Origin of the sequence: Bacillus cereus group sp. RP32, assembly GCF_040459735.1 — a bacterium.
Lineage (GTDB): Bacteria > Bacillota > Bacilli > Bacillales > Bacillaceae_G > Bacillus_A > Bacillus_A wiedmannii.
Map to the genome: position 1 here is coordinate 4636729 of NZ_JARVHO010000001.1, position 24466 is coordinate 4661194.

Sequence of the window (24466 nt, forward strand, 5' to 3'; positions counted from 1 at the left end):
AGTTGGATTACATATTAATTTAAAATTTTAACTTTAACTGTTCTTCTACCCCACTCATTAGCTTGAGCTGAGTTTGGCATTAATAGATCAATGATATGCCCTTTTATTGCACTACCAGTATCTCCAGCAATTGCTGTTCCATATCCTTCTACATATACAGTAGAACCTAGTGGGATAACAGATGGATCTACAGCAATTAATTTCATGTTTGGATTTGCAGTTAAATTATGTCCTAACCTAGATTTTACAGTTTCACCCGGTTTATAGCCGTTTTCAGATGGATCAGCTGTATAAGCAGTTGCTGTTACGTAAAATTCTTTTCCACCTTGAGCTGGTTTCGTATCAGGCTTAGACTCTGTTACTGTATTTTTCGCTACAGGTTCAGCTGGTTTACTAGCTTTTTCTTGCTTTTGTTTTTCAGCAATTTCAGCCTGTGCCTTAGCTAAAGCTTCTTGCTCAGCCTTTGCAGCTGCCTCTGCTTTTGCACGCTCTTCTGCAGCAATTCTTGCTGCTTCTTGCTCACGAGCAATTGTTTCTTGAACTGCTTTCATATTTGATTCGATTTTAGCTTTTTCTTCTGCTGCTAAATTAAGTTGGCTTGCAACCTGATTATATTTATCTTGAACTGTTTGTAAGTTAGCTTGACGTTTTTTCAAGTTATCTTGCAACTCTGCTTGTGCTTTTGCTAATTTTTGTTTGTCTACTACTAAAGATGCTTCTTTTTCATCAATTGTTTTCTTATCTTCTTCAATTTGACGAAGATCTTGTTCTTGTAGACGTAAAATTTCTTTATCAGCTTCTAGAATAGTAGAAACTGCGTTCATACGTTGTAAGAAATCTGCAAAGTTTTTTGACTCTACTACAACTTCTACTACTAAACTCGTATTTGAACTGTTTTGAACAGAAACCATACGTTTTCTCATAATATCCTTACGAGCAAGGACTTTATCCTCTAAAACGACAATTTCATTCTTTTTTTGCTCAATCTGCTTATGCGTTTCATCGATTTTACGTTGAATAGCAGCTTGATCCTCTTTATTTTTTGCAATTGTATTATTTAAATTATGTAGTTCGTTTTCGATACCTTTAATTTCTTTATTAACAGCTTGCTTCTCTTGCTCTTTCTTTTGCATATCTGCATCGTTTTGCTGCAATTGCTGTTGCATGTTGTTAAGTTTCTCGTCGTTTGACTCTGCTTTAACAGCGACTGTACTAGAAAGACCTATAATTCCTGCTAATACTAGACTACTGATTCGCTTAAAATAGTTCATAATCCGACTCCCTTCTTATACAGTTATACATGATTTATTTTACAGTTTGTTTACAATACCATTAAATACAGTTTATTTTTCATGACGAAAAAAAGGGAATTATGCATAAAATGTAATAGATTCTTAAATATTTAACAATTCCTATATTTAAAAATTATAAAAGATGCTAAAATCCAAATATAGAGAAAATATAACTTCTAAAGGCGGTTGAAATAAATATATGTTTACTCAAAAGAAATCACTCCAACATAAAATTGATCAATTAGAAAGTCGTATACAAGAACTAGAAGCAGAATTAAAACAAAAGGATATCGAACAACAAGAGACTATTTCTTCTATCCACGATCGTGTACAAAGCGTTGTTCAAGAACATAAACTTGTAAATAGCCAGCACCATACACTTCAAAATTTAGTTCAACAATTAAACTTATGTTTCGAAAATGTTTCAACGCGCACGACACATTCCAATGAATTGAATAACGAAATGTTACAAAAAGAACAAAGCTTAATTCAATCTATTGAAGAAATTATTGACTGTTCTAATGAAGGAAAAGAATCTGTTCATCGTTTACTTATTGTAATTAATAAATTAGGTGAACAATCTCAGCGCACGTCTAATAGTATGAATCATTTAAGTGAGCGCTCAAAAGAAATCGAGCAAATTGTAGAAGTCATCCAAAACATTGCAGCACAAACAAATTTACTTGCTTTAAATGCGAGTATTGAAGCTGCGCGTGCTGGAGAGCACGGTAAAGGGTTCGCTGTCGTTGCCAATGAAGTAAGAAAACTAGCGGAAAGTACAGCCGAAAGTACAAAAAACATCGGTAACTTAACGAAAAAAATTCAAGAAGAAATTGAAAAAGCATACGATAACACAAAAGATAATTTGCATTTAGTTGATGAAGGTGTAGAAATGAGTGCTGATACAAACGCTAGAATTGAAAATATTTTAATTATGATTCAAACGTTACAAAGCGGTGCTACAAATGTTATTAAAGCTATCGAAAACCAAAAATCTTGTAATGATGATATATTACGCGAATTTACTAATACACAACAAATGTTCCAAAAGTTAAATACTACTATTATGAATCACATTCATGATGCTGAGAAAGTCGATGTTCAATTAACGAAAAGTCTTGAAGAAACAGTAGTTTCTCATTAATAATAAAAATCCCTTATACTTTTATAAGGGATTTTTATTATATTTCGAATATTTATTTCTTCTCAATATTCATCCGTATCTTTGTTATAATGGACAAGTTGTTTCTTTCGACTAATATACAAGGAGGTTATTATGGAACAATTTCACTACATTTTAAAATATTTAATTCTTGGTCTGTTCCAAGGACTAACAGAACCCATTCCGATTTCTTCAAGCGGGCATCTCGTTTTAGCACAGCATTTGCTAGGACTAAAAATAGAAGGGTTTAGCTTCGAACTACTTGTTAATTCAGCTTCATTATTAGCTGTATTACTTATTTATAGAAATGATTTAATACGTCTAACGAAGAATGGTCTATCTTATATATTTACAAGAGCAGAAGACGCAAAATCAGATTTCTTCTTTATTATTTATCTTGTTATTGCGACCATTCCAGCAGGTGTTATTGGTGTTTTATTTAAAGATTACATCGATCAGTACTTAAAAGGTGTGAAGATGGTTGGGATTTCCCTTCTTATTACTGCTGTCGGCCTTTGGATTATTAGAAACTTACGTGGACGTAAAAATGATGGCGATCTTTCTATGAAAGATGCAATTATCATCGGATTAGCACAAGCTTGCGCACTAATTCCTGGAATAAGCCGATCAGGTGCAACAATCGTCGCAGCGATGTTACTTGGTATGAAGCAAGAAACAGCTCTTCGTTTCTCATTCTTACTATATATCCCTGTTAGCTTAGGTGGTTTATTACTAAGTATTACAGACATTGCAAAAGATCCAAACCTAGACACATTATTCGTGCCATATATCGTTGCGTTTATCGCAACATTTATCATGACGTATATTTCATTAAAATGGTTTATGAACATTATGGCAAAAGGAAATTTAAAATATTTCTCTTTCTATTGTATTATCGTAGGTGTACTTACTCTTATTTTTTTATAAAGTGAAACTTACAAAGCGAAAAGCGAGTCATTCTATTAAACTAGGATGACTCGCTTTTTTATATCTTTATAATGATAAAGCCCCACTTACAGAAAAAAGCTCATATCGCATATCTTGTACCCTCTCTCAACTTATAATAATCACAATATCCTTATATTAAATTTAGTATAACTTAATCCCGTTTAAATTTGAAATTTTTTCTATTTCGAAATATTTTAATTTTGTTTTCAGGTTCTTTTAACGTTATAATGATAAACGAATTTTCATTGAAAGGAGTTTCATTTTGACTGCATATTTATTTCCAATAAAAACAGCATTTATTTTATTTCCTATTTTAGCAATGTTTCTATTAATCCCTTTTTTAATATTTAATTATCGTAAATACGGTTATTTAAATAAATGGCGTTCATTTATTTTATATTCATTATTACTTTACTTATTAAATGCCTATTTTCTTGTGATTTTGCCATTACCACAAACGTATGATACTTGTAGCCTACAACCGGCTAATACGCAACATTTGCAACTCTCGCCATTTTATTTCATACAAGAGATTAGTAATCATACCTCGGCGATTTTAGCGAAGCCAGCTACGTACTTCTATTTATTAAAGGAATCTGCGTTTTTACAAGTCGCTTTTAACGTTTTACTAACCGTTCCATTTGGTATGTACTTACGTTATTATTTCCGACGTAGCTTCTTACAAACAGTGTGCATTTCTTTTTGTCTTTCACTATTCTTTGAATTAACACAAGTAACTGGATTATATGGTATTTATAATTGTGCCTATCGCTTATTTGATATTGACGATTTGTTTTTAAACACGCTAGGCGGCGTAATTGGTTTTATCATTGCACCAATATTTACGTACTTCCTTCCGAAAACAAGTGAATTAGATATTCATATTGATTTAGAAACGAAACCAGTTGGATTTATTCGTCGTCTCATCGCTATGCAAATTGATTGGATTTTCTTATCTATCGTTGTACCTTTCATTAAAAATAAAGGAAATTCACTATTTATTGCTAACATCCAATCTTATACAAATGTATACGAACTCCTTTTCATTACATGTTCAATCTTAATTTACTTTATTATCATTCCATACTTTACGAATGGAAGAACAATTGGAAAAGCGTTGCTTCGGATTTACATTAAAGGACAAGCTGAGCGTATTACACTAAAAGAATTATTCATTCGTTACGGGATATTCTATTTCATTTTAGGTGGAATCAATTATATTCTTTCGAGTAGCTCTATCTTAAATCATACAGAGCCTTTAGTATTAGTAGTTATACTATTATTCCAATTTGTAATTAACGGTCTATTTATTATTCATGTTTTATTGCATGTATTTAGTCGTGATAAATTACTATTTTACGAGCGTATTAGTCAAACAAGAAATGCGATCATACTAAAAAAAGCTGACAAGTAATACTTTGTCAGCTTTTTTTCATAATCGTAAATAATTTTTCTGTGTAAGGGTTTGAAAACATTTCTGCTTCATCTAGTAACTTCCTCGCCTTTAGAAACGAATGCATTTCTGGATATATATTTTGTAATTTTTCGTACGTTAACGTATGCATTTTCCCCCAATGCGGGCGCCCTTCATACTTTAGAAAAATTTTCTCCACCTCACCAAAATAAGCAGCATACTTCATACCTTTATACATATGAACGGCAATATACGCTGAATCCCTTCCGTACGCTGGACTGAGCCATATATCATCCCTTTTCACATAACGGCATTCAATTGGAAAGTGCACTTTATACTTTTTCTTTTCAATAAGGTTTGAAATATCTTCTACAACAGCCCGCATATACTTTGAAGGAACACTATACTCCATTTCATAAAATGGAACCGCACGCGATGTAGCAAATACTTCATAACTCGGACCAATTATTTTTGTATTCGGTACAGCTTTAGCCGATAATCGACTTACTCCTTTACTTATAGAAGGAAACCATTTACATCCTTTAGATAGCAAAGAAAACATCTTATTTTCAAGCAACTCTATCTTTAGTTTATGCCATTTCAAGTCACTTTTTTTACCCTTTGTTTCATTTGTAAATTTCACTTGTACTTCATCTGAATAAGGAAAAACGAAAAATTCAAAATGGCGATTCTTCTTATATTCTTCTAGCTTGTTCATTACAGTAGATAATGACTGTTTTTCACTTTTATAAACGAGTGAATAGGCTGGAATAACCTTCAATTTTATTTTTACAATGATACCTAACATTCCAAGCGACAACTGAAAGGCTCTCCAATATTCCACATTCTCAGTTTCCGAACAAACTATACTCTCACCTGTAGATAAAACTGCGGTAATCTCTATAACTTGTGTTGATAAACTTCCAAAGGTAATACCCGTTCCATGAGTCCCTGTACTAATCGCTCCTGCAATCGATTGCGAATCAATATCCCCTAAATTTGCTTGTGCATAACCTTTTTCTTCAAGTAACTTCCCTAAATCATGTAACTTTGTTCCTGCCCATACTTCGGCAACCATCTTCTCTGCATCAATATCCAAAATACCTTTCAATTCATCTAAAGAAACTAAAATTTCTTCCGTTTGCACAAGAGGTGTAAACGAGTGTCCTGAACCGACAACACGAATTTTCTTCCCTTCTTTCCCTGCAAGTTCTACAACTTCTACTACATCTTGTATACTTTCTGGATACATCGTATAGTGCGGCGTTCCTTCTACATTCCCTGTCCAATTTCTCCATTTCTGTCCCTTTATAGAAAGCATTGGCCATCCCCCCGATATGTTGCATACTCCCCAACAATTTCTCCCTCTTTCACACGATATAAAAACGGAAAACGCTCACATAACTCTCCAGCTTTACTATGGCGAAACAAGATAGAATCTCCTATCTCTACTCGTTCCTCACCGTTATAAAAAATCGGTGTTTGCACTTCGCCGGCGCCTTCTAAAGTTAATAATTTTGCACCATTTGGTCTCCAAATCTCAGGTTCTTTATCTTTCCCGGTTGCACCTGAGGCAATATATCCACCACCTAGACAAGTGTAAATAGATGGGGCTGGTTTACGCACAACTGGTAAAGCAAATCCGACGGCTGGATGAAATTGCACCTCTTTATAATAATCGAACAACTTCGGGGCATAAAAAGCAGAGCCTATTGTAATCTCCGAAATCGAATTATCTTTCTCAGTTGTTTTTATACTTCCTGTGCCTCCCCCATTTACAAACCTTAGTTCAATACCTAGGTTTTGTATTTCTTTTACGACATGTCCTCTTCGTTTTTTAACTTCTAACACCGATTTCTTTTTTAAATACGAAATCACTTTACTTTTCACTCGTTGATTTGGTATGTTGTCTCCTACCCCAGCAATTTGGGCTTCATATCCCATTACACCATCTAGTATTAAACATGATGATTCTTTTACCCTTCTCACTATTTTCAAAGTACTTTGCACATCTTTTACTGGTGATCTTTTGACCCCAAAATGAAATCGAAAAAAATGACTACTCATATCAATATCCAAACAAACACGAAAACACCCTTTAGACTCCTCAGCAATTTTTTCTAGATAAACAATATGGTCTTCACAATCCACCATACAAGTTATAATGAGGCCTTGCTTTGTTAGCAAACTTATTTCATGTAAAGCCCTTTTATCATAAGCAGGATATCCGAGCAATAAATCATTGAATCCTTGTTCAATTAAAAACAAAGCCTCTCTAGGTGAAAAACACATAATACCTTGAAATCGATCATTTGTAGCTAAAATCTTTTGCATAACCGGAACAGAACGTAACGATTTACTCGCTATACGAATCTTCTTATTCCCACTTAATTCTATAATCGATTGAATATTTCCATCTAAAGCCACTTCATCCAAAAATGCACACGGTAATGGAACCTCTTTAAAAATTCCTCGATCCACATTTTTCTCTCCTCTTTTCAATATGTCTTATACATATTGGAAAGAAAGTTGAAATTTCCTCTACAAAATAAAAAAGTTTCTTCCTATTAAGAAGAAACTTTTTTAGAACTATTTCATAGAAATAGTTGCCTCTACTGGATAATGATCAGAGTAATCATTATATGTATATTTTTTAAGCCATGATGTAACAGTCCACTGTGGAGATTTCGGTTGTAATACTTTATTCTCTATAAATGACGAATTCGCATGGTCCTTACTTGTGATAATATAATCTAAATACTCGGCAGGGCTATCAGGGAAATTATATTTTGCTATACTGTTTGTCGTCGCATCCCAAGTTGCTGTATGTCCCGTATAAGATGGAATAGAAGCGTGCAATGTTTTGAACATGGATGCGTACTCTGAGTCACTATTGTTCTCTGCATTTATTTTATTCACGTTCATATCACCACCAAATAGGACGTACTCGTCATTTGGTATATTCTTATTTTTAATAAAGTCTTGAATTTCTTTTAACTGATTTGTACGTACAGATGCAGGTGAAGTTTTTCCGCACATACTATCTTCAGCCTGCAAATGCGTCCCGATTACATGAACGAAACGATCATTTTTCTTAATTTTCGTGTATACAAATCCTTTATTTGATAAATTATCTGGCCCGCATCCTTTTGCAAATACATATTGAATCTTTTCAACGATTGGCCATTTACTCACGATTGCAACGCCCCCATCTTCAGGAGTTGAAGATGAATAGCTACCTAACGTTTTATCCCATTCATTTCCGTTACTACGACCTAATACCGCTGTTTGATTTGGATATTCTTTCTTCAAATTCCCTAACAAACGATCTGATGCGCTATTATCAAACACTTCATTTAATATAACAACGTCTTGATTCTTTATATAATCTGCGGCCCCAATTAAATCAGCACGCTCACTTTGTCCCCAGTTCGGATATAAATTTGTTGATAGCATGTACACATTATGTGTCATCACTTTCAAAGTATTATTTTGATTTGTAGACGTTTCTGCTTGAGCTGAATATCCTCCGTATAAAACTCCTAAACCAATCCCAAAGCTAAGTACACCTTTTAGCAATTTTCCTTTCACGCTTCATACCTCCATGTATTAGTTATAAAAAGGCCAAATACTCTATTGTGAGATTTGACCTTTTTTTTAATACTTAACGATCTCCGTACGTATCAAACCAAAGCTGAATGTATCCGGCAGTAACACGTTGTGCATCCATTAATCGCTTACCTGTCATTGGCGTAACTTCAGCGCGCCATTTATCTGCATATTCTTGTGATACAGCTGCTTTTACGAACCAATCTTTCGTATTATCATTTACAATGCCAGCGTAATCTTGTTTCGCTGCTACTGCCGCTCCGTGAATCCAATCTTCTGGATTTGTACCTTTCCAGTTCCAATATCCATTTCCATCCGTTACTTTATAATTATCTTTTATCGTATCTACAAAGTTTTCGTATTTAGAATGGAATCCTTGTGGGTACGAAAGATTTGTAAAGTTTGCTGCATGCATCGGTTGGTTTACATCTCCTAAATAATGAAGAGATAATCCTAAATAGAAGAATGCTTGTTTCATATCTTTATTTTTATATGATTCACCAGCTAATTTAAAATATTTAGCGCCAGTTTCTTTTGCCTGCTTTGCAAATGGAATATATGTTTTTCCATTGTCTGGATCATAGAAATGTGAAGCAAATGTGCTATTATCATAATAAGGATTTTCATAGTCAGCAGCATAAATACCATTTTCTAATTCCGTACGCCATTCATTTAATTGTGCAACTCGATCTTGTTTTACAAGTGTTGTATTGCGAGACATAATATCAATGGCACGGTTTACAATCCATAAATGAGAGTTTACGCCTTCTTTATGCTTATCTTCAGCAGACCAGCGATGAACTATTTTTATTTTACTTCCCCCATCGTTTTCATGAGCAAATGCAACACTTTGTAACGGCGCTACTAATGTAATAGCTGCTGCTAAAGCAAGTACTTTCTTTTTCATCTGAAATCCTCCATTTTATAATTGAATTATTGTAAACTTTTTGTTAGGATCCTATGATATCGTCCGGTTAACCTATGACTAGAATATCCCACCTTTCATGAAATTTCTATCAATAAATTAAAATATGCAAATGTTCATATCATTATAACTTTATACATAGTGAATATAATGAATGAATGCACTTATATTGTAATAAAGTATTGTTAAGCTACTACGAATGATTGTCTAAACTAATGTAAAAAAAGAGTAAAGCATCCACATGCTTTACTCTTTTTTTCTATTCGATAATATACTTGGCAGTTGTACATTAACTGCCAACTTATGAATAAATCCAAACACTAATCCAATCCCAATAAATATGTATAAGATTGTAAATATCTTTCCGAAATCAGTTTGCGGACTAAAATTCCCATCACCGACAGTCGTCAACGTGACCACACTAAAATATAAAGCGTTAAGAGGACGTAATCCCTCCACCGTACTATAAAAGATTGTCCCAGATGTTAAGGTCAAAATTGTTAATACGAATAACACTTGAAATTCTTTATCTTTCCACGCTCGTAAACAAGCTTTTAGCATCCGTTTCAATGTCAACATAAATGAAAGCATTAGACTTCTCCTTCCAAACAAAATACCTGTAGTTAAAGGAAAGTCTATCACCTTTCTGTATAGAAAAAAAGTAGCCCTCTTCTATTTCTAGAAAAGGGCTACTTTTTACTATTCTCTATTATTTAGGTGAAACAAGAATTTTCACTTGTGTTTTATCTTTTACAAGTGCTTCAAATCCTTCTTCAACAACTTGATCCACTGTGATTTTTTTCGTAATTAATTTCTCTGCTTGAATTTGGCCAGAGCTAATTAATTTAATAACAGCTGGGAAGATATGACGGTATCCAAGAATACCGATAACTTCTTTTTCTTTTAGTACAAGGTTGTTTGGCGTAATTGTCGCATCTTTTTCCCACACACTAACAATTACAGTTTGTCCTTCAAAGCTTGTACTTTCAATCGCTTGACGAAGTACTACTTCGACACCTGTTACTTCAAAGCTCACATTTACACCTAAACCATTTGTTAAGTTACGAATTTCTGCTAGTACATCTTGAGTAGCTGGATTTAATACATAATCCGCACCTGCTAATTTTGCTAACTCTTGACGTTCTTTAGAAAGTTCTACTGCAATAACAGGAGTTGCTCCTGCTGCTTTAGCTGCTTGAATGACAAGAAGTCCAATTGGACCACAACCAAATACTGCTACAGCTTCCCCTTCTTTTAATTTACTTTGACGTACTGCATGAACTGCTACCGCTGCTGGTTCTACAAGTGCACCTTGTTCATACGTCATTTCATCAGGAATACGGTGGACCATATCTTCTGGTACTACTGTATATTCAGAGAAACCGCCGCCGTCTCCGCCAAGACCGTGGAAAACAAGTTGTTCACAAACATTGTAATGTCCATGTTTACAAGCTTCACATTTACCACAAGAATAAATTGGTTCTACAACGACGCGATCTCCCACTTTATGAGAAGTAACGCCTTCACCGATTTCAACTACCTCACCACTAAACTCATGACCTAAAATAACCGGTGCTTTTACGTGTGTTAATGGGTGCTCTTCTGTTGGAATAAAAATAGGTCCTGCTAAATATTCATGCAAGTCTGTGCCGCAGATACCACACCATTTCACTTTAATCTTAACTGCTCCTGGTCTTACAGTTGGTTCTGGTACTTCTTCTACTCGTACATCGCGTTGATTATGCCAAAGTAATGCTTTCATTTTATACATCCCTCTCTACGTATATACTTAACCTGGTGAAGTTTACAAATCTATTATAATACTTCTATCCATATATTTCAAAAAAACAATCTCATTTCCACTAAATTTTAACAAATAACGTTCAATGTTTTGTCACTTTGTACTTTTTTCCACATCTGTTAATGCTAATTTCATTGCGGTTGAAATTAGCATTATGCCATAATAGCATAGGAGAGGTGAATATCGCTTGAAATATTTTATTTACTTTATTGTTATCGTAGCGTTTCTAGATACATTTTCACAATTACCTATTATGAGTACGTTCGCTCAAAGTCTTGGAGGATCTCCTCTTATTATTGGGCTAGTTGTCGGTATGTACTCATTCGCTAATATGATCGGTAATATTATTGCTGGCGCTGCTGTCGATAAATTTGGTGCAAAAAAAATACTTTATATAAGCATGGGACTTACGAGTTTCATAGTCTTGTTATACACCGTTGTTCAAAGTGGTGAACAACTATTAGTTGTGCGCTTTATGCACGGCTTTAGTGACGGATTTTTAATTCCTGCTGCCTTTACGTTTTTATCAAAACAAACAAATTCAGCAAGACAAGGTAAGGCAATGGCTCTATCTGGTGCTGCTGTTGGAACAGCGGCAATTGTAGGACCGGCTTTCAGTGGAATTATGAAAGCAACTGCTGGTATAGAGTGGGTGTTCATTACCATTTCTATTTTAATGGTCCTTGGTACAATCGTATCTCTATTCTTCTTACCAAATAACGTATCAAGAAAAGATACTTCAAGAACACAAATGATGAACAAAGAAGATATGATTGAACTATTGAAATCAGAACCGTTATTGCAAGCATATATTGGTGCTTTTACGCTAATGTTTTCACAAGGAATTGTCACTTATATGCTACCAGTGAAAGTTGAGGCATTAGCACTTAAAGCATCTACAACAGGCATGATGTTAAGTGTATTCGGCATTACCGCTATCCTCTTCTTTTTGCTGCCAACAAACCGTATTTATGATCGATTTAATCGTTCAAAACTCATGCTAATTGGTATTGCAGTAATGGCATTTGCGTTATCATTACTTGGATTATTCGCAACAAAGGGTATGCTCTTTATCGTTATGATGATTTATGGCATTGGATTCGCTATCCTTTTCCCATCGATAAATGCATTACTTGTTGAAAATACGACAGATAATAAGCGCGGAAAAGCATTCGGATTGTTTTATGCTTTCTTCTCATTAGGAGTTGTTGCTGGATCCTTTACAGTTGGTGCAATCGGGGCATCCCCTAGCTTCAGCTTCGTTATCGGAACTGCATTCTTATTAACATTCGCTGGAATGATTTATGTAAGAAGCAAAATAAAAAGTAAAGCAAAAAGCAAAGTAAAAAGTAAAGCAAAAAGCAAAGTAAAAAAGAGCACTATCCAATAGTGCTCTTTTATTGCCGAATATATTACTTTTGTGTATAGCCAAGTAACAATGTAAATAAATTAAACTGTAAAGGCAATACTGCAGTTCTTTTTTCACAAAAAAAGTGTATAAATACCAACGATACTTCGACAATTCCCTCGGAAATATTTCCTTTCCCCACATAATTTGATACACTACATATGAACAGACACTTGTATTACATAAGCTAAAATAATAACTTACTGTACAAATTGAAAAGCACACTCTTCATATGAAGAATGTGCTTTATTTTATTAACGTTTAATCCAAACAGCGCCTGCCGATTTATCCTCTGCCTGTCCAACAACTTGGAATTTAAGTCCAAGGTTTGGAACTTTTCTTCCTGCATCTGCAATTTGTTTGTTACTATATACTTTTGAATCATCAAATGTTGTAACACCTTGTAATCCAGAATAGTTAAACTGTCCACGTGTTAATGAATTTGCACTCCATGCTGGTGTTTGATCAAATGAAAATGCAGCATCTGCAATTTGCATACCTGTATTACCGTAAGTTGGTCTTCCGTTTAAATTCCCAACAAATGCCTCTGGATGCGAATCCACAACACCAAGGAATCCTTCACCTGGATGCACCCCCACCCAGTTATCTTTGAAGCTATCATCTGCATACCAAACGACAAGACCTGTATTATACACTGGACCTTTTCCTGCTTTTAATCCATTATCTGATCCCGCATAGTTTCTCCACTCTAAGTAGTAATAATGAGCTTTCTTTTCTGTCCCATCAGAAACAACAAAACCATTTAAATTCATTTTATCCTGTCCTTCTGTATCATCAGAAAATACAACTTGTCCATCAACAGTTACATTTACATTATCCATCGCGAAACCTTTATATGTTACAGCCGGATCTGTAATATAATCGAATTGCAGTTTCACTTTTTTCCCTTTAAATTGACTTAAATCATATGATTTATCCATCCATTTTCCATCTGTTGTATCTTTATCTTCTTGGACTACTTTTTCTCCAAGTCTATCAATTAACGTTTTCGTTCCATCTTCTGTTACTGCATGCACTTCGACAAAATCGCACTCTGCTTCTAACTCATAATTTGCTTTATAATCAAATTTTGCATTTGTTCCTTTTGTTAAATCAAAGAATGGTGTCTCTAGTGTTGTATGCATATCATCTCCTCTTGTACTATAATATGCATGCTTTCCAAACTCCGGTTTAATCGTTTCAACACTCTTACCCGGTAAGTTAACACGTACAACGCCTGGACGATTGGATTTCGTAACACTTTGATCAATATATGTAGGAATTCCTACTCCACGCTTAATTTTATCGTAATCTACTTCTAAAATTTTTGCCCAGTTGCCGCCCATATTCTTTTGTAAGAAGTCTTTATTTTGTGGTGAGAAACTAGTTGGCTCTGTTCCTGCAATTTTCCCTGTCCAACTACCTCCACTCATTAATGACCACGCTTCGACAGGTGAACCAGTTCCAGTATATTTCGTGTCATATTCATCTGGTAAGCCAAGATCATGTCCAAATTCATGCGCAAATACACCTACTGCTCCATCTTCTGGTTCAATTGTATAATCATGCGCCGCTACTTTTCCACCAAAGTAATCTACCTTTGATTTTGTACCTTCAACCGCTACTGGATCTATTGCTAATTTTGAACGATGTGACCAAATTGCATCATCACCTAAATTACCGCCACCAGCTTCTTGACCAGCGCCAGCATGGATTACCATTAAATGATCAATTACACCATCAGGTTCATTTTGATTTCCATCACCATTTGTATCATATCTATCGAATTGATCAAATTGAGATAAATCTAACCCTTTCTCAGCAGCTGCATGTAAAGCTTCTTTCACTAAATCACGTGCGCCTTTTGGTCCTTTATTATCGTGACCACTACTACCATCAGCACCGTAGTCAGACGCTTTTCCTGGAACAGTTAGCCATTCCGTTACATATCCATCTGTCGTATAACTTCCACCAGACTGCTCTTCATAATATTGTTTAAACGTTTTTACTTTCGAACCATCAAATAACGTGTACGGTTCATTACCAAATAACATTTTTTGATAATGCTCTCTACCAAAGTCATTCGAATACATATACCCTGGTGTTTGATCAATATTATTATGTTTATAATCACTAAATTCAACGAGTAATACTAATACTTTATCAGTTCGAACAGACCCTTTATATGGCGCTTGCTTTGCTTTAGAAGTTGGGACTTGTCCATTCAATTGTTTTTTATTTGGTTCTGGTTTTTGCTCAGGACTAACGTTTTTTTCAGGTTTCTTTACTTTCTCCTTTTCTTCCATTTTTTTCTCTTTTACTTTTTTCACAAAATCAGATGCCTCTTTAGCAGTATCCGCTGGTAGGATTTCTTTATTTGCCTGATCGCCTTGTTTCTTTTCAATATACTTTTCTACAGCTTTTTTCGTCTCTTCTTTAGAAGATGCTGGATTAATTGTTCCTCTTTCTTTCAACGCTTCCGCTAAACGATCTTCTTGAATTAAATTGTAATCAATTGGTGTTGTAGATACATTATCTTTCTCTTTTGCTGGCGTTTCTGCGTATGCTAGCGGAGTACTCATTACAGATGTGCATCCGATAATTGCCGCAATTGCTAAAGATGATAACACTTTAAATGGCGCTTTTCTTCTCATTCTATTTCTCTCCTTTTATAAAACTTAAAATTCAGATAAATAAGTGCATTTAAATCAAAATCTCTACTTTCTGCCCTCCCTATATACAGTGAAACTTTAATCAGTGGGGAGTTTGTCCATCCCCACTGATTATTAGCCCACACCAATCGGGCATTTACGGGCAGTTGATTTCCCACCTAACTTCTTTGCTCTAGCTGAATTTTGAGGTGGGAATCTTACTGACCGTTAATGCGGGACAAAAAGGCATAATTCTATAAACGTTAAGCTTTCTGTTATAGAATCATGCCCTCCAGTTTTCTGGTCAGACTCTCTATCTTCTTATATCAAAATATGAAAAATAAAGAGTGATTTGTATATATTAAATAGCTTATATAACAAATTTAAAAGACAATATGCAAAATTGCATGAAAATTCTTTTAAATAAAAAAAGAACCCTAGTCAATTAAACTAGGATTCTCTTTTTTCTATTATTTCTCTTGTGTTTTTTCCCAATCAGCTAAGAACTTCTCAATTCCTTGATCTGTTAATGGGTGCTTCACTAATGAAGCAATTACGTTTGCTGGGATTGTTGCAATATGTGAACCGTTTAATGCTGCTTCTGTTACGTGAACACTGTGACGTACAGATGCTGCAATGATTTCTGTTTCAATGCCGTGAATTGCAAAGATTTCTGCGATTTGGCGGATTAGGTCCATACCGTTATGGCCGATATCGTCTAAGCGACCTAAGAATGGTGAAACGTATGTTGCACCAGCACGAGCTGCAAGTAATGCTTGAACTGCTGAGAATACTAATGTAACGTTTGTACGAATTCCTAAATCAGAGAATGCTTTTACTGCTTTTAAACCTTCCGTTGTCATTGGTACTTTTACAACAACGTTTGGAGCAATTTTCGCTAACTCTTTTCCTTCTTCAATCATTTTATCAGCTTCTAAGCTAATTACTTCTGCGCTTACAGGTCCTTCTACAACGTTACAAATTTCACGAATACGCTCGTGGAAATCTACGCCTTCTTTTGCTACAAGTGATGGATTTGTCGTTACTCCAGCTAATACTCCTAATGCATTTGCCTCTTTAATTTCGTTAATGTTTGCTGTATCAATAAAAAATTTCATTTGTTATTCTTCCTTCCTGATTTTCATTTTATATTTATTTGTTTTTCTTAATAAGCTCTAATTCAATCGGAATAGATTTGTCCACTTTTTTACCTTGTGTTATCTCTTTTGCTGTTTGCATCGCCTTCTCCCCGATTAATTCCGGTTTTTGAGCAACTGTTGCAGCCATACGCCCATCTTTAACCGCTTTTACAGCATCTTCTGTTGCATCAAAACCAACAACGACTACATCTGTTTTTCCAGAAGACTTCAATGCTTCAAGTGCCCCTAATGCCATTTCATCGTTATGCGCAAACACGGCTTTAATATCACCATTCGCTTGTAAAATGTTTTCCATAACAGATAATCCTTTAGCTCTATCAAAATCAGCCGCTTGTTTTGCAACTACTTTTAAAGATTTATCAGCTACGTTATGGAATCCTTTCCCGCGCTCACGAGCAGCAGAAGATCCAGGGATTCCTTCTAACTCAGCAACGTTTGCTCCCCCGCCAACTAATTCACGAATGTAATCACTAGCCATTTGACCACCTTCAATATTATTAGAGGCAATGTGAGAAACAACTTTACCTGAATTTGCAACGCGGTCTACAGTAATAACAGGGACATTCGCTGCATTTGCCGCACTTACTGCTGAAGCAACAGCATCTGAATCGGTTGGATTAATAACAACTACATCGACACCTTTTTGAATTAAATCTTCAACATCATTTGTTTGCTTTGCTGCATCATTTTGTGCATCAACAGCAATCAATTCAATACCGCTTGCTTTCGCTTGCTTTTCTGCACCCTTTTTCAAAGTTACAAAAAATGGATTATTTAAAGTTGAAACAGAGAATCCAACTTTAATAGTTTTATTTCGACCTTTATCGCTAGAATCCTTTGCCCATTCTGGTGGTTCCATTGAACAACCAGCAGTAATGACCATAATACATGCAACGAGTATAAGTAACCATTTCTTCATGAAATTTCCCTCCATTACGCTTCTTTTCGACGATCAATTAATACAGCTAGTAAGATTACAAGCCCTTTTACAACTTGTTGGAAGAAAGAAGATACACCTAATAAATTTAAACCATTATTTAGTACACCGATAATTAGTACACCGATGAATGTACCAACAATCCATCCTCTTCCCCCAGAAAGACTTGTTCCACCTAATACAACTGCTGCAATTGCATCTAATTCGTAAGAAGTACCTGCAGTTGGCTGTGCAGAATCTAGTCGTGATGTTAAGACAATACCTGCAAGCGCTGCCAAAATTCCGGAAAGACCGTAAATCATTACTTTAATTCTCGTAACATTAATACCTGATAGTGCTGCTGCTTCTTCATTTCCACCAATTGCAAATGTACGGCGACCAAATGTCGTTTTCTTCAAAATGAAGTACAGTACTGCGAAAGCGATCATCATTGTAACAGCTGGTACCGGAATACCGAGAAAATAACCGCGGCCAAACATTTGGAACATTAAATGATCACCCAGACCAGTGATCGGACGTCCGTCCATATAAACAAGCGTCAACCCACGAAAAATAGTCATTGTTGCTAAAGTTGCAATAAATGGAGCTACTTTTCCCTTCGCTATGATGATACCGTTTACAATTCCCATTACAAGACCAGCTAATAATCCAACTGCCATCGCAAGGAACGGGTCCATGCCACTTGCCATCATTCCAGCAACAAGTGCACTTGATAATGCTAAAATAGAACCTACCGATAAGTCAATACCCCCTGTTAAAATTACAAAGGTCATTCCGAATGCAATAAGCGCATTAATCGATACTTGACGCAGTATATTAAATAAATTTGGAATCTCAATAAATGCCGGATTTAAAGCTGTAATTACGACGATAATTAATACTAAACCGATTAAAGAACCGAGTTGTTGTAATACATTCCCCTTCTTAGCCATCCTTACTCTCCCCCTGTAGCTAGTGCCATAATAGACTCTTGTGATGCCTCATCTTTCTCTAAAATGCCGCCGACCTTTCCTTCATGAATAACAAGAACACGATCACTCATTCCTAAAACTTCTGGAAGCTCAGATGATACCATAATAACGGCATCGCCTTGCTCAGTAAGCTTATTCATAATAGAGTAAATTTCTTTTTTCGCTCCAACATCTACACCTCTTGTTGGCTCATCTAAAATGAGTAACTGCGGGTGGATACCTAGCCATTTTGCAATAACAACCTTTTGCTGATTTCCACCAGAAAGAGATTTCACCGCTTGCTCTCCACTAGCTGCTTTCACATTAAGAAGTTTCATCATATCCGCTGTAAACTGTTGTTCTAGTTCGTTACTTAAGACACTTCCCTTTGAAAGACTTTCTAAATTCGGTAAAGCTAAATTTTCTCGAATTGAGAAATCTAAAACTAACCCTTCAGATTTTCTATCCTCTGTAATAAAAGCTATTCTTTGTCTAATCGCATCTATCGGACTATCAATCTTTACTTCTTGTCCATTTATAAAAATTTGCCCAGAATCTAAAGGTTCGTATCCAAATATCGCTTTCATAATATCTGTACGGCCAGCTCCCATCAAGCCAGCAACACCAAGGATTTCACCTTTTCTTACTTGAAACGAAACATTTTCAAACTTCCCTTTTTTCGTTCCGTTACGCATCTCAAAAATGACATCGCCAATTTGACTATTTCGCTCTGGGTAACGTTCACCAATGCTGCGCCCCACCATCATACTCACTACTTCATCAAATGATGTTTCCGGAATGAGTCTCTTTCCTACGTATTCCCCATCACGTAAAATCGTAATGGCATCACATATTGAAAAAATTTCTTCCATTCGGTGTGAGATATAAACGAACGAAACGCCTTCTTTACGTAATTTATTAATGACAGTAAACAACGTTTCAATTTCACGATCTGTTAATGCAGCTGTAGGTTCATCCATAATAATAACGCTCGCGTTTGTCATTAACGCTTTCGCAATTTCGATAATTTGCTGTTGTCCAACCGATAACTCTCCTGCCAACATAGCGCCTTTTACATGTAACCCTAACTCCGCTAGTTGCTGCTGCGCAATCGCGTTCATTTGACGCGTACGCAAAATACCTGTCTTCCCATACATTAACTCTTTACCGAGAAACATATTTTCAGCTACTGTTAAATTCGATAATATGTTCAATTCTTGATGTATAAATGCAATACCGTACTCTTCTGCTTCTTTCGCATTTTTAAAAGTTCGTTCTTGTCCATCAATCGTGATTGTTCCACCATCTTTTTTGTATACACCTGTTAAAATTTTCATGAGCGTTGATTTGCCCGCTCCATTTTCCCCCATCAATGCATGGACTTCCCCTGTTTCAATCATAAACTGTGCATTCTTCAAAACAGGATTGCCATTGAACGCCTTTGAAATATTTTTCATTTCAATACGCATTCCCATCACTTCCTTTTATTAAAAAATCACGCCTGCATGTAAAATTACATTGGCATAAGGAGTAGCCTCTCCTGTACGAATAATTGCTTTCGCTTTTTTCGTGTGCTCTTTAAATTGTTCATGCGATACATATTCAAATGCTGGCTCTATTAATTTCAGCTCGATTTCTTTATTTACTTCCGCATTATTATTAATGACTTCTTCTGCTAACGTTACTTTTTCAATTGCCATATCATCAGCTACCACTTGCAATACGTCTAAAAAGCTAGGTTTTCCAATCTCAACAGCTAAATCAATTCGTTTTACTCCGTCAGGAATTGGTAACCCGCAGTCTGCGATTACAATCGTATCTGTATGTCCAAGTGAAGCAAGGACTGATGCAATCTCACTGTTTAATACACCGTGCTTTTTCATCCGACAATCACCTGCACTTCACGTACTCTATCTCTCGTTGGCATACCGCCCTGTGCTCCAAGTCTCGTTACAGAAAGACCACCAGCAATATTCGCAAAACGAATTGCTTTTTGAAGTGTTTCTCCTTCAGAAAGCGCGACTGCTAATGCACCATTGAATGTATCACCAGCTCCAGTCGTATCTACTACATCAACAGCGATGCTAGGAACATGTACAATCTCCGTACCATTATGGAAACGAACACCTTTAGAACCTTCTGTCATCAATAGTTTATTTGGATATTTAGCCAGTAAATCTTCAATTGGTGACGTGAAATCATCTAATACGATGCGACACTCATGTTCATTTGGTGTAATATAAGTTGCCTTTTCTAAAATATCTTCTGATAACACTTGTGCTGGCGCTGGATTTAACATAACTGGAATATTATGCTCCTCACAAATAGCCAATACATATTTTACTGTTTCAAGTGGAATCTCTAGTTGAAGAACAACCATATCTGCTTTTATAAGAAGATCTTTTGAACGATCTACAACCGACTCATTTACAAGAGCATTTGCCCCTTGCACGACAACAATACTGTTATCCTCTTCTGCTAAAACGATATGAGCAATTCCTGTCGCCGTATCTGTAACCGGTACCACATAGTCGATAAAAACGCGTCCGTTCTCTAAATTGTTCCTAACTACAGTTCCATAATTATCGTTTCCAACCGCTCCAACCATCGCTACATTTGCGCCTAATCTAGCTGCAGCAACTGCTTGGTTGGCTCCTTTCCCTCCTGGGATTGTATGAAATGCTTCACCAATTACTGTTTCTCCTGCTTTCGGACGTTTTTTTGAAACAGCCACTAAGTCCATTGAAATACTACCTACCACTGCAATATTTGGCATCTGTTTCATCTCCTTACTTCGTTGTATTTCGTTCTATAATTTCAATCGGTAAACGATAGTGTTTCTCTTCTAATACGTTTCCTTCCATCTGCTCTAACAACAGCTCTGTTGCAATTTTCCCCATTTCATAAATTGGCTGTGCAACAGTTGTAATAGATGGATACATCATTTCTGTTAAAGAAATTCCATCGAATCCGATAATTTGTAAATCATCTGGAATAGAAATCCCCTTTTGGAGTGCAGCCTTTACAATACCTATTGCAATTAAATCATTTCCAGCAACAATTCCATCAATATGTGGGTATTCTTCTAATAATTCCACTGTTACACGCTCACTATTAGCTGGATCAAATGTACTCTCTGCAATCATATAAGAAAGATTTTTTTGTGTAATAACGTCTACAAAACCTTCAAAACGTTCATTAGCAGTGCTTACATCACGCGGTCCGCGAATATGCGCAATATGTTTACAGCCTTTATCTATTAATAGCTTTGTCGCTGCCTGACTCCCTGCATAGTTATCTGCATATACAGTAGGGATACGCTCATTAAACATACGGTCAATTGCAACAACTGGAACAGACAACTTCATGTAATTAACACTATTTTGTGGATTCGTTGCTACAATAAATCCATCCACATTATTTTGCCTAAGTACATCAATATATTGCTTTTCTTTCTCTAAACTCTCATCAGAGTTACAAAGGACAACTGTGTATCCTTGCTTATGCGCTACATCTTCTACGGCACGTGCAACTTCTGGAAAGAATGGATTCACGATATTTGGAACAACTAAGCCAATTAAACGTGATTTTTTATTATACAATGAACGCGCTACTGTACTAGGTTTATAATCTAGCATCTCAATCGCTCGTTCTACTTTCTTTAATGTATCTTCATGAACATATCCATTTTTATTTAACACTCTGGAAACGGTCGCCACAGATACTCCCGCTAATTTCGCAACGTCTTTAATCGTACTCATTCTCTTTCCTCTCCATCCTATGTAACCGTTTACAGAAAACAATATAACGTATTTCTAGAAATACGTCAATCATTTCTCATGAAAAAGCTTTTAAGGTTATACTCAAAAAAAGCACCGCCATAAGGCGATGCTTTTTCATTACGAATAGGATACAGTTTGTTCTTTTTCCTCTGTAGCTGGCTCTTCAGCATCTTTTTTACGATCTGACAGTTTAATCTTCTGTAAGAAAATCGTAAAGATAGCGCCTACTACGATAAATACCAATCCTGTTAAGAATACAGTATGAAGTGAGTCTACTAAAGAGTTTTTCAAGATTGGTACAATGCTGTTAGCGAATGCTTCTGGCATTTGTTTTAATGCTTCTGGACTAAATAGCATCGAATATAAACCTTGTGGATCTGTGTGAATCATATCTTTAAATTTCGTTACCATTTGGCCCGCTTCTTTCGGGAACGTATCTAATACAGGTACTAATTTATTTGTTAATGTTGTACCTGAAGTGTTATTCATGATTGACCCTAAAATTGTAATACCAAATGTTCCACCGATTTGACGGAAGAACTGACTTGATGATGTTACGACTCCAAGATCTTTTTTCGGGAAACTTTCTTGTAACGCTAATGTTAATGTCGGCATAACAAGACCCATTCCTAAACCGATAATACTCATATAGAAAGTAGCAGTAAGTTTAGTCGTGTGCATATCCATCGTTGTTAATAACCAGAAACCACCAGCCATAATAAGCATCCCTGTAATAATTTGTGGTTTCACACCAACTTTTAATACAAGTTGACCACCGATAATACTCATCACTATCATTGTAATCATCATCGGTGTCATAATTGTTCCTGATTCAGCAGCACTTACTCCTACAATTCCTTGCATGAAGAATGGTACGAACATAATCGCACCGAACATTCCGATACTCATAAAGAAACCAATCGCATTCAGTATTGTAAACGTGCGATTTTTAAAGAAATGCATCGGTAAAATCGGTTCTTCTGCTTTCGTTTCAACGATAACAAAGCTAACAATACCAATTAGAGCTAATGCAAATAAACCGATAATTTGCCAAGAATCCCATGGATAATCTTTTCCGCCAAACGTTAATGCAAGTAATAAACTTACAACACCGAGAATCATCGTAAAGATTCCAGCAATATCAATTTTGATCGGTCCTGTTTGCTTATGTGACTTTAATCCCATTGCAATAAAGATTGTTGCTAAAATACCAACTGGTAAGTTAATGTAGAATACCCATCTCCAGTTCACTGCGTCTACAATCCAACCACCTACTTGTGGTCCAATTACAGAAGCAAGACCGTATAACGCACCAAAAATACCTTGCCATTTCGCACGTTCTTTTCCCGTAAACATATCTCCGATAATAATCATAGCCATTGGCATCATAATACCGCCACCAAGACCTTGAATACCACGGAAAATAATTAATTCTGTCATACCATTTGCCATACCACATAACGCCGAACCAACCATAAAGATAACTAGTCCTGTAATATATACGTTACGACGGCCAAGTAAATCCGCTAATTTACCTGCAATTGGTACAACTGTCGTTGATGTTAACATATAAGCTGTTGTTAACCACGTCATTAAACTTAATCCGCCTAGTTCACCGACGATACGCGGCATTGCTGTACCAACGATTGTTCCATCTAATGCAGCAAATAGCATCGCGATTATTAAACCGATTAACAGCAACTTTCTATTTATGTTTTCTTGTTGCTCCATGTAATCTCCTCAATTCCTCTTAGTTATTCTCTTTTTTCTCTTGTGTCCCGCAAATAATTGTTTCTAACTTCTCAAAGAGGCGTAACAAATCTTCTCTTTCTTGTAATTCTAAATGTGAGAAATATTTTGCAATATGCTCATTACGAGCTGTCATCGCCTCTTCTACTCTAGCTTTACCCTTTTTTGTTAACTCAATGATGACAACACGACGGTCATCTTTGTCGTGATAGCGCTCTACAAGCTCTTGGTCAATTAGGCGATCAATCATCACTGTAATTGCACTAGGCTTTACATACATCTTTTTTGCTAATTTTGTCGCTCTTGAAGCACCGTAATGATCTAAAATCTTTAAAATATAAAACTGCGGTGGTGTAAGTCCTGTTGCTTGCATTTGTTCTAATAACTCCGTCTGCATTTTCTTTCCAATCGAAAAGGCAAGAGCTTGAATTTTATCGATATGCGTCATATCATTTGGCATGTTATCCACCTCTTATTTAAGCAATAAAATATTTAACGTATTTAAATATTAATCCCACAAACAAAATCCGTCAACACTTTTTATTTATAAAAACGTTTACATTTCTGTCACAAAGTTTTATAATTTTCGACGAAGTTAATATTGACAGTCACGGAGAATCGGAGTATACGGCTATGAATCATAAAAAAGGAAACTTTTTTATATTTCATGGCCTTTTT

20 protein-coding genes and 1 pseudogene are annotated in these 24466 nt (G+C 35.7%); 4 read left to right on the forward strand and 17 right to left on the reverse strand.

Annotated elements, in window-relative coordinates; genetic code table 11:
- Positions 1-14: 14 nt before the first annotated feature.
- Positions 15-1271, reverse strand: coding sequence for a 3D domain-containing protein (locus QCI46_RS23995; RefSeq protein WP_046957307.1), 1257 nt, complete (start codon positions 1269-1271; stop codon positions 15-17).
- Between the two features lie 646 nt (positions 1272-1917).
- On the opposite strand from QCI46_RS23995, the pseudogene QCI46_RS29930 reads away from it, so the two are divergent.
- The 3 genes and pseudogenes from QCI46_RS29930 to QCI46_RS24010 all read left to right on the forward strand — a co-directional run.
- Positions 1918-2436 (forward strand): annotated as a pseudogene (locus tag QCI46_RS29930) (methyl-accepting chemotaxis protein); the annotation flags it as partial.
- 132 nt (positions 2437-2568) lie between these two features.
- Positions 2569-3381: an undecaprenyl-diphosphate phosphatase gene (locus tag QCI46_RS24005; protein WP_353841596.1), complete on the forward strand. Its 813-nt coding sequence runs from the start codon at positions 2569-2571 to the stop codon at positions 3379-3381.
- A gap of 283 nt (positions 3382-3664) precedes the next feature.
- The gene (locus QCI46_RS24010; RefSeq protein ID WP_353841597.1) at positions 3665-4816 is read left to right on the forward strand and encodes a VanZ family protein; all 1152 of its coding nucleotides are present in this window, start codon (positions 3665-3667) and stop codon (positions 4814-4816) included.
- Positions 4817-4823: 7 nt separating this feature from the next.
- Here QCI46_RS24010 and QCI46_RS24015 read toward each other — a convergent pair whose 3' ends face one another.
- From QCI46_RS24015 to bdhA, 6 genes are all read right to left on the reverse strand, one after another.
- Positions 4824-6137: a D-arabinono-1,4-lactone oxidase gene (locus QCI46_RS24015; RefSeq protein WP_353841598.1), complete on the reverse strand. Its 1314-nt coding sequence runs from the start codon at positions 6135-6137 to the stop codon at positions 4824-4826.
- Positions 6125-7297: an amino acid deaminase/aldolase gene (locus QCI46_RS24020; RefSeq protein ID WP_353841599.1), complete on the reverse strand. Its 1173-nt coding sequence runs from the start codon at positions 7295-7297 to the stop codon at positions 6125-6127. Before QCI46_RS24020 ends, QCI46_RS24015 begins: the two co-directional genes overlap by 13 nt.
- 108 nt (positions 7298-7405) lie before the next feature.
- Positions 7406-8407, reverse strand: coding sequence for a sphingomyelinase C (sph, locus tag QCI46_RS24025; RefSeq protein WP_353841600.1), 1002 nt, complete (start codon positions 8405-8407; stop codon positions 7406-7408).
- A gap of 73 nt (positions 8408-8480) precedes the next feature.
- The gene (cerA, locus tag QCI46_RS24030; protein WP_000731006.1) at positions 8481-9332 is read right to left on the reverse strand and encodes a phospholipase CerA; all 852 of its coding nucleotides are present in this window, start codon (positions 9330-9332) and stop codon (positions 8481-8483) included.
- Positions 9333-9596: 264 nt separating this feature from the next.
- A complete protein-coding gene (locus QCI46_RS24035) occupies positions 9597-9941 on the reverse strand; it encodes a potassium channel family protein (RefSeq protein WP_353841601.1) in 345 nt (114 codons plus the stop codon).
- 118 nt (positions 9942-10059) lie between these two features.
- Positions 10060-11112, reverse strand: coding sequence for a (R,R)-butanediol dehydrogenase (gene bdhA / locus QCI46_RS24040; RefSeq protein WP_353841602.1), 1053 nt, complete (start codon positions 11110-11112; stop codon positions 10060-10062).
- Between the two features lie 226 nt (positions 11113-11338).
- On the opposite strand from bdhA, the gene QCI46_RS24045 reads away from it, so the two are divergent.
- On the forward strand, positions 11339-12541 hold the full coding sequence (locus QCI46_RS24045) for an MFS transporter (protein ID WP_353841603.1): 1203 nt from the start codon (positions 11339-11341) through the stop codon (positions 12539-12541).
- A gap of 272 nt (positions 12542-12813) precedes the next feature.
- On the opposite strand, the gene inhA2 is transcribed toward QCI46_RS24045, so the two are convergent.
- The 10 genes from inhA2 to QCI46_RS24095 all read right to left on the reverse strand — a co-directional run bounded on the left by inhA2 (position 12814) and on the right by QCI46_RS24095 (position 24248).
- On the reverse strand, positions 12814-15213 hold the full coding sequence (gene inhA2, locus QCI46_RS24050; RefSeq protein ID WP_353841604.1) for a M6 family metalloprotease immune inhibitor InhA2: 2400 nt from the start codon (positions 15211-15213) through the stop codon (positions 12814-12816).
- A gap of 467 nt (positions 15214-15680) precedes the next feature.
- A complete protein-coding gene (gene fsa, locus QCI46_RS24055; RefSeq protein ID WP_000667662.1) occupies positions 15681-16328 on the reverse strand; it encodes a fructose-6-phosphate aldolase in 648 nt (215 codons plus the stop codon).
- A gap of 34 nt (positions 16329-16362) precedes the next feature.
- A complete protein-coding gene (gene rbsB / locus QCI46_RS24060; RefSeq protein WP_048541760.1) occupies positions 16363-17289 on the reverse strand; it encodes a ribose ABC transporter substrate-binding protein RbsB in 927 nt (308 codons plus the stop codon).
- Between the two features lie 14 nt (positions 17290-17303).
- On the reverse strand, positions 17304-18239 hold the full coding sequence (locus tag QCI46_RS24065; RefSeq protein WP_001074641.1) for an ABC transporter permease subunit: 936 nt from the start codon (positions 18237-18239) through the stop codon (positions 17304-17306).
- A gap of 2 nt (positions 18240-18241) precedes the next feature.
- A complete protein-coding gene (gene rbsA / locus QCI46_RS24070; protein WP_046953796.1) occupies positions 18242-19726 on the reverse strand; it encodes a ribose ABC transporter ATP-binding protein RbsA in 1485 nt (494 codons plus the stop codon).
- 18 nt (positions 19727-19744) lie between these two features.
- Entirely contained in the window at positions 19745-20140 is a 396-nt protein-coding gene (gene rbsD / locus QCI46_RS24075; protein WP_000716160.1) for a D-ribose pyranase, read from the reverse strand.
- On the reverse strand, positions 20137-21033 hold the full coding sequence (rbsK, locus tag QCI46_RS24080; protein ID WP_353841605.1) for a ribokinase: 897 nt from the start codon (positions 21031-21033) through the stop codon (positions 20137-20139). Before rbsK ends, rbsD begins: the two co-directional genes overlap by 4 nt.
- 13 nt (positions 21034-21046) lie before the next feature.
- Positions 21047-22018, reverse strand: a complete 972-nt coding sequence (gene rbsR / locus QCI46_RS24085; RefSeq protein WP_353841606.1) for a ribose operon transcriptional repressor RbsR — start codon at positions 22016-22018, stop codon at positions 21047-21049.
- A 138-nt stretch (positions 22019-22156) separates the two neighbouring features.
- Complete coding sequence (locus QCI46_RS24090) at positions 22157-23770, reverse strand: MDR family MFS transporter (RefSeq protein WP_060486985.1); 1614 nt, start codon at positions 23768-23770, stop codon at positions 22157-22159.
- A gap of 19 nt (positions 23771-23789) precedes the next feature.
- Positions 23790-24248 (reverse strand): MarR family winged helix-turn-helix transcriptional regulator, encoded by a 459-nt coding sequence (locus QCI46_RS24095; protein WP_001132358.1) that lies wholly within the window; start codon positions 24246-24248, stop codon positions 23790-23792.
- Positions 24249-24466 lie beyond the last annotated feature (218 nt).

Bases quoted from the DNA above. Each gene is read 5' to 3' on its own strand.
- inhA2 (WP_353841604.1), bottom strand. From the start codon at position 15,213: ATGAGAAGAAAAGCGCCATTTAAAGTGTTATCATCTTTAGCAATTGCG.
- QCI46_RS24035 (WP_353841601.1), bottom strand. From the start codon at position 9,941: ATGCTTTCATTTATGTTGACATTGAAACGGATGCTAAAAGCTTGTTTA.
- rbsD (WP_000716160.1), bottom strand. From the start codon at position 20,140: ATGAAAAAGCACGGTGTATTAAACAGTGAGATTGCATCAGTCCTTGCT.
- bdhA (WP_353841602.1), bottom strand. From the start codon at position 11,112: ATGAAAGCATTACTTTGGCATAATCAACGCGATGTACGAGTAGAAGAA.
- QCI46_RS24015 (WP_353841598.1), bottom strand. From the start codon at position 6,137: ATGCTTTCTATAAAGGGACAGAAATGGAGAAATTGGACAGGGAATGTA.
- rbsR (WP_353841606.1), bottom strand. From the start codon at position 22,018: ATGAGTACGATTAAAGACGTTGCGAAATTAGCGGGAGTATCTGTGGCG.
- QCI46_RS24065 (WP_001074641.1), bottom strand. From the start codon at position 18,239: ATGGCTAAGAAGGGGAATGTATTACAACAACTCGGTTCTTTAATCGGT.
- QCI46_RS24095 (WP_001132358.1), bottom strand. From the start codon at position 24,248: ATGCCAAATGATATGACGCATATCGATAAAATTCAAGCTCTTGCCTTT.
- fsa (WP_000667662.1), bottom strand. From the start codon at position 16,328: ATGAAATTTTTTATTGATACAGCAAACATTAACGAAATTAAAGAGGCA.
- QCI46_RS24005 (WP_353841596.1), top strand. From the start codon at position 2,569: ATGGAACAATTTCACTACATTTTAAAATATTTAATTCTTGGTCTGTTC.
- rbsK (WP_353841605.1), bottom strand. From the start codon at position 21,033: ATGCCAAATATTGCAGTGGTAGGTAGTATTTCAATGGACTTAGTGGCT.
- QCI46_RS24090 (WP_060486985.1), bottom strand. From the start codon at position 23,770: ATGGAGCAACAAGAAAACATAAATAGAAAGTTGCTGTTAATCGGTTTA.
- rbsB (WP_048541760.1), bottom strand. From the start codon at position 17,289: ATGAAGAAATGGTTACTTATACTCGTTGCATGTATTATGGTCATTACT.
- rbsA (WP_046953796.1), bottom strand. From the start codon at position 19,726: ATGCGTATTGAAATGAAAAATATTTCAAAGGCGTTCAATGGCAATCCT.
- QCI46_RS23995 (WP_046957307.1), bottom strand. From the start codon at position 1,271: ATGAACTATTTTAAGCGAATCAGTAGTCTAGTATTAGCAGGAATTATA.
- cerA (WP_000731006.1), bottom strand. From the start codon at position 9,332: ATGAAAAAGAAAGTACTTGCTTTAGCAGCAGCTATTACATTAGTAGCG.